Consider the following 5,837-nt stretch of genomic DNA (forward strand, 5'->3'; position numbering starts at 1 on the left):
CTTGGCGGCACCACCGAACTTGGCCGACAGCACCGTGGTGATCGCCGCCGTCAGCGTCGTCTTGCCGTGGTCCACGTGACCAATGGTGCCCACGTTCACGTGCGGCTTGGTCCGCTCAAATTTCTCTTTTGCCATTTTTCAGCTCCAAAATCAAAATTGCCGAAACACCAGATCCAAAACAAGAATCATTGGTGCCCTTGGCGGGAATCGGACCCGCGACCTCTCCCTTACCAAGGGAGTGCTCTACCACTGAGCCACAAGGGCAAAGGCACCCAGCACCGGGCCAGACACCTGAAAACCTTCAAAACCACCCTGACGGGCACAACAACCGACACGACATGGAGCGGGAGACGGGAATCGAACCCGCGTCATCAGCTTGGAAGGCTGGGGTTCTACCATTGAACTACTCCCGCCCGAACAGACCCATCTTCAGAATCCAAAGACCGGCACACTCAAAGCGCTTTGATTCCAATCACTCGCAAATCGATCACTCGCATATCGCACTGGTTGCTGGTGGAGGAGGCTGGATTCGAACCAGCGTACGCGTTAGCGGGCAGATTTACAGTCTGCTGCCTTTAACCACTCGGCCACCCCTCCATAGCGCAGCCCAGCATTATGCCATGGATTTTTCAGGTGCGGGAAGGCCGGCCAGGCCCGACTCACCAGCGGATGGGGGAGCGCCCCTTCTCTTCGAGCCAGCGATTGGCCTGACTGAAATGGCCACACCCCAGAAAAGGCACCGGACCACGTGCGGCCGATAGGGGTGAAGGATGATTGGCGCACAGAACCAGATGGCGGGACGGGTCTATTAGCGGCATTTTTTTCTGGGCGTGTGCCCCCCAAAGCAGAAAAGCCTTGGGCGGCCCGGCATCGCTGCAGCGGCTGATCACCGCGTCGGTCAGCAGCTCCCAACCTTGTCCAGCGTGGCTTGCCGGGCGCCCATCTTCCACCGTCAGACAGGTGTTCAACAGCAACACGCCCTGTTCCGCCCAGCGCACCAGCGATCCTTGAACCGGCGGAACGGCGCCAGTGTCGCGTTGAAGCTCCTTGATGATATTGCGCAGACTCGGCGGCATCTTCACGCCCGGCGCCACTGAAAACGCCAGGCCTTCGGCCTGCCCGGGGCCGTGATAGGGGTCCTGCCCAAGAATGACCACACCGACCGCCTCGGGTCCGGCCAGCGACAGTGCCCTCAGGGGGTCTGGAGGGTACACAGGGCTCTTGGCCACACGCTCCCGGAGAAACGCAGCCAGACCGAGGCCCGCCGGGGTTGCCCAGAAATCACGGACCAACGATGCCCAACCGCCATCCACGCGCCACTTGGCCGGGTCAACCGCCTCCAACTGTCCAGGGCAGCTTCCTGATTCTTCGAGCGCCAGCTGGCCTTGAACCTCCGACATGCTCAACCGAACAACTCGGCCAATGCCAGACCTGGATCGGGTGCGCGCATGAAGGCCTCACCCACAAGAAAGCCGTGCACATTGGCATCGCGCATCAGGCGCACGTCGGTCTGGGACAAAATACCGGACTCGGTAATCAGCAGCCGGTCCGCCGGCACCTCGGGCAGCATGTCCAGGGTGGTCTGAAGCGACACCTCAAAACTGCGCAGATTGCGGTTGTTGATGCCCACCAACGGGGTTTTGAGCTTCAGGGCGCGCTGCAGCTCTTCGCGGTCGTGCACTTCCACCAGCACCGCCATGTTCAAAGCCAGCGCGAGTGCTTCCAGATCGACCATCTGGGCGTCATCCAGGCAGGCAACGATCAGCAGGATCGCGTCAGCCCCCATGGAACGCGCCTCGTAGACCTGATAGGGGTCGACCATGAAGTCCTTGCGCAGCACCGGCAAATCACAGCTCGCACGGGCCTGTTTCAGGAAGTCCGGGCTGCCCTGGAAAAACTGGCGGTCGGTCAGCACAGAGAGGCACGCAGCCTGGATCTTGCCGTTTCCCTCGGCATAGCTCTGGGCGATGTCGGCCGGAATGAAATCTTCGCGCAACACCCCTTTGCTGGGGCTGGCTTTCTTGATCTCGGCGATCACAGCCGCCTGGCCGGCAAGGATTTTGGTGCGAAGCGCACCCTCGAAGTCCCGGGTCAATACGCGGCTTTCGGCATCGAAGCGCACCACGTCCAGGGGTTTCTTTTTTCGGGCCGCCGCAATCTCTTCGTGCTTGACCGCAACGATTTTGTTCAGGATGTCACTCATGACGTGGCTGTGAATGCTTTGAGTTGTTCGAGTTTGGCCAGGGCCGCGCCGGATTCGAGGGTTTTGCGTGCCAGTTCAAGGCCCTGCTTCATGTCGCTCACCACGTTGGCGGCGTAGAGGCCCACGCCGGCGTTGAGCGCCACGATGTCTGCCGCCGCCCGGAAGGCCGGGTCGTCGCGGTTTTCCAGAACGCCAATCAGCATGGCACGGGAGTCTTCGGGCGTTTCGACACGCAAGGCGCGGTTGCTGGCCATGGTGACCCCGAAGTCTTCCGGATGGATTTCGTATTCGGTGATCTCGCCGTTCCTGAGCTCGCCGACCATGGTGGCGGCCCCCAGCGAAACCTCGTCCATGCCGTCGCGGCCGTAGACGACCACCGCGTGTTCGGCGCCCAGGCGCTGCAGCGCACGCACCTGGATGCCGACCAGATCAGGATGAAACACCCCCATAAGGATGTTGGGTGCAGAGGCCGGGTTGGTGAGTGGACCCAGGATATTGAAAATGGTCTTCATGCCCAGTTCGCGGCGCACCGGCGCCACGTTCTTCATGGCGGGGTGGTGGTTGGGCGCAAACATGAAGCCCACACCCACCTGTTCGATACAGCGCGCGATCTGCTCTGGCGGCAGGTTGATGTTGACACCCAGACTCTCCAGCACGTCGGCGCTGCCGCTCTTGCTGGACACGCTGCGCCCGCCGTGCTTGCTCACGCGCGCGCCAGCGGCGGCCGCCACGAACATGCTGCAGGTGGAGATGTTGAAGGTGTGGGAACCGTCACCTCCAGTGCCCACGATGTCCACCAGGTGGGTCTTGTCGGCCACATGCACCTTGGTGGAAAACTCGCGCATCACCTGCGCTGCCGCCGTGATCTCGCCAATGGTTTCCTTTTTCACGCGCAGCCCGGTGACGAGTGCGGCCAACATCACGGGTGACATCTCGCCCCCCATGATCAAGCGCATGAGGTGCAGCATCTCGTCATGAAAGATTTCGCGATGCTCGATGGTACGTTGCAGGGCTTCCTGCGGCGTGATCTTGTGGCTGTTGGGCATGGAGGTCTCCTACGGTGTGGGATTGTTACTCATCGCCAGCCGCAGGCCAAAACCCACGAACAGCAGACCCGCTGCACGGTCCATCCAGCGCATGGCGCGCTGGACAGTGTGCACACGGTGTGCGGCCCAGGCGGCCAGCCACGCGTATCCGAAATTGATGGGCAGCGAATTCAGGTTGAAGATCACGCCAAGGACCAGAAAGATCCAGGCCTTGTTGTCGGCCCCCGGCGCAATGAACTGCGGTACGAAAGCCAGGAAGAACAGCGCCACCTTGGGATTGAGCACATTGGTCAGGAACCCGCGCCGGTAGACGCGCCACAGGTCCACCTCTGCAGCGCCAGCGCGCAGCTCCAGCGGCGTGGCATTGCTCATCAGCAGCCGCACCCCCATCCACAAAAGATAGGCAGCGCCGATCCACTTGAGCACGGTGAACGCGGTGGCAGAGGTGGCCAACAGCGCGCTCACCCCGACGGCTGCAGCAAACACGTGCACAAAGCAGCCGCTGACAATGCCGAGCGCCGCAAACATGCCGGCACGCACACCACTTCGCAGCGCGTTCGAGACGATGTAGAGCACGTCCGGACCGGGCGTGAGGTTGAGCAGCCAGCCAGCCGCGATGAAAAGCAGGAGCTGCGGCAGATCGGGCATGGCGAACCCTGTTTCAGTAGACGGCCGTGCCCGCTGCCTGTGACGCCGACCCGCTCGCGCCTTGAGCGAAAAACGCCTGGGTGCAGGCGATGGCGTGATCGATGCCCGCCTCGTCCACATCGAGGTGGGTGACAAAACGAAGACCAATGAGGCCCGTGGCCCGAACGCCGTGGCGCTCCAGATGGGCCAGCAAATCCGGGCCCCGACCATCCGCCACGTCCACAAACACGATGTTGGTCTGCGCGGAGCGCACCTTCAAGCCTTCAATGCCAGCCAGGCCTTGCGCCAGACGCTGGGCCAGGGCGTGGTCGTCGGCCAGGCGATCCACATGGTGGTCCAGCGCATGGTGTGCGGCGGCGGCCAGCAAGCCGGACTGCCGCAGCCCGCCCCCGACCATCTTGCGCCAGCGGCGTGCCCGCTCGATCAGCGCCCGCGACCCACACAAGGCCGAACCCACAGGCGCACCCAGGCCCTTGCTGAAACAGATCGAGACGCTGTCGAAAAGATCGACGATATTTCGCAGATTCTTCAACGCATCGCCACCGCGGGCCACCGCCGCATTGAATACGCGAGCGCCGTCAAGATGTGCGGCCAGCCCGTGCTGGCGAGCCAGATCGGTCGCCTGCTGCAGATAGCTCTGCGGCATGGGGTGACCGTTCCAGGTGTTCTCAAGGCACAGCAGGCGCGTGCGGGCAAAGTGCGGGTCGTCCGGCTTGATGGCCGCAGCGATGTCACCCAGGCTCATCTGCCCATCTGCGTTCTGTACCAGCGGCTGGGGCTGGATGCTGCCCAGCACGGCCGCTCCACCGCCTTCGTAACGGTAGGTGTGGGCGTTCTGCCCCACGATGTATTCGTCGCCGCGCTCGCAATGGGCCATCATCCCGCAGAGGTTGCTTTGTGTTCCGCTGGCCATGAAGAGTGCGGCTTCCTTGCCGGTGAGGACGGCAATGCGCTCCTGCAGCGCGTTCACTGAAGGATCATCGCCAAACACATCGTCGCCCAGCGGGGCTGACATCATGGCGGCGCGCATGGCGGATGTGGGCTGCGTGACGGTGTCACTGCGCAGGTCAACCCTGACCCCCATCCTACCCGCTTCGCGTGGCCCGCTGCCCCCCGATGGGGCTGCTTCGCCTTGGGGCGGCCCGGCGTCGGATCGTGTTTTCATGCCTGTTCCAAAAAGTTGTTGAGCAAGGCATGACCATGCTCGGTGAGGATGCTCTCGGGGTGGAACTGCACGCCTTCGATGGGCAGGGTCTTGTGCCGTACGCCCATGATCTCGCCGTCGGGTGTCCAGGCGGTGACTTGCAGACAGTCGGGACACGTCGTGCGCTCGATGGCCAGCGAGTGGTACCGGTTGACCGTGAACTGCTCTGGAAGGCCGGCAAACACACCTTGCCTTGTGGTGGCGATGACGCTGGTCTTGCCGTGCATGAGCTCCTGCGCCCGGATGATCTTGCCACCGAACGCCGCTCCAATGCTCTGATGGCCAAGGCAGACGCCGAGGATGGGCAGCTTGCCCGCGAAGTGCTGGATCGCCGCCACAGAAATACCGGCTTCGGCAGGCGAGCATGGGCCGGGTGAAATCACGAGTCGGTCGATCTGGGCGTTGTCCAGCCGCTGCTGAATTTCATCAACTGTGATTTCGTCGTTGCGCACCACCGTAACGTCGGCGCCAAGCTCACCGAAATACTGCACGATGTTGTAGGTGAACGAGTCGTAGTTGTCCACCATCAGGACCTTGACACCCCCACGCTCCCCCGCTGCGCGAGGTCCGCTGCCCCCCGAGGGGGCTTGAACGCCTTGGGGCTGCCCGGCGTCGTTTATGGCTTTGACACCCCCACGCTCCCCCGCTGCGCGAGGTCCGCTGCCCCCCGAGGGGGCTTGAACGCCTTGGGGCTGCCCGGCGTCGTTTATGGCTTTGACACCCCCACGCTCCCCCG

At 62.9% G+C, this 5,837-nt stretch carries 7 protein-coding genes and 3 tRNA genes; all 10 read right to left on the bottom strand.

The genetic code is table 11. The features are described 5' to 3' along the window. A partial coding sequence (locus tag Q7V46_RS12635; protein WP_304913914.1) for a GTP-binding protein occupies positions 1-135 on the bottom strand: 135 nt, incomplete at its 3' end. Positions 136-189: 54 nt separating this feature from the next. Then, positions 190-264 (bottom strand) — tRNA-Thr (locus Q7V46_RS12640). A 75-nt stretch (positions 265-339) separates the two neighbouring features. Beyond that, positions 340-413: transfer RNA gene (locus tag Q7V46_RS12645), tRNA-Gly, on the bottom strand. Positions 414-511: 98 nt separating this feature from the next. Beyond that, positions 512-597, bottom strand: a tRNA-Tyr gene (locus tag Q7V46_RS12650). A 62-nt stretch (positions 598-659) separates the two neighbouring features. Then, positions 660-1,400 carry a uracil-DNA glycosylase gene (locus tag Q7V46_RS12655; protein WP_304913909.1) on the bottom strand — a complete coding sequence of 247 codons (741 nt, stop codon included), beginning with the start codon at positions 1,398-1,400 and terminating at the stop codon, positions 660-662. Between the two features lie 2 nt (positions 1,401-1,402). Continuing rightward, the gene (gene trpC, locus Q7V46_RS12660) at positions 1,403-2,203 is read right to left on the bottom strand and encodes an indole-3-glycerol phosphate synthase TrpC (RefSeq protein WP_304913910.1); all 801 of its coding nucleotides are present in this window, start codon (positions 2,201-2,203) and stop codon (positions 1,403-1,405) included. Then, positions 2,200-3,249, bottom strand: a complete 1,050-nt coding sequence (gene trpD / locus Q7V46_RS12665; protein ID WP_304913911.1) for an anthranilate phosphoribosyltransferase — start codon at positions 3,247-3,249, stop codon at positions 2,200-2,202. The genes trpC and trpD overlap by 4 nt, the downstream gene beginning before the upstream one ends. Before the next feature lie 9 nt (positions 3,250-3,258). Further along, positions 3,259-3,897 (bottom strand): LysE family translocator, encoded by a 639-nt coding sequence (locus tag Q7V46_RS12670; protein ID WP_304913912.1) that lies wholly within the window; start codon positions 3,895-3,897, stop codon positions 3,259-3,261. Positions 3,898-3,910: 13 nt separating this feature from the next. Then, the gene (gene ltaE, locus Q7V46_RS12675; protein ID WP_304913915.1) at positions 3,911-4,981 is read right to left on the bottom strand and encodes a low-specificity L-threonine aldolase; all 1,071 of its coding nucleotides are present in this window, start codon (positions 4,979-4,981) and stop codon (positions 3,911-3,913) included. Between the two features lie 77 nt (positions 4,982-5,058). Further along, positions 5,059-5,628, bottom strand: a complete 570-nt coding sequence (locus tag Q7V46_RS12680; RefSeq protein ID WP_304913913.1) for an aminodeoxychorismate/anthranilate synthase component II — start codon at positions 5,626-5,628, stop codon at positions 5,059-5,061. Positions 5,629-5,837 lie beyond the last annotated feature (209 nt).

Source organism: Hydrogenophaga sp. (assembly GCF_030651625.1).
Lineage (GTDB): Bacteria > Pseudomonadota > Gammaproteobacteria > Burkholderiales > Burkholderiaceae_C > Hydrogenophaga.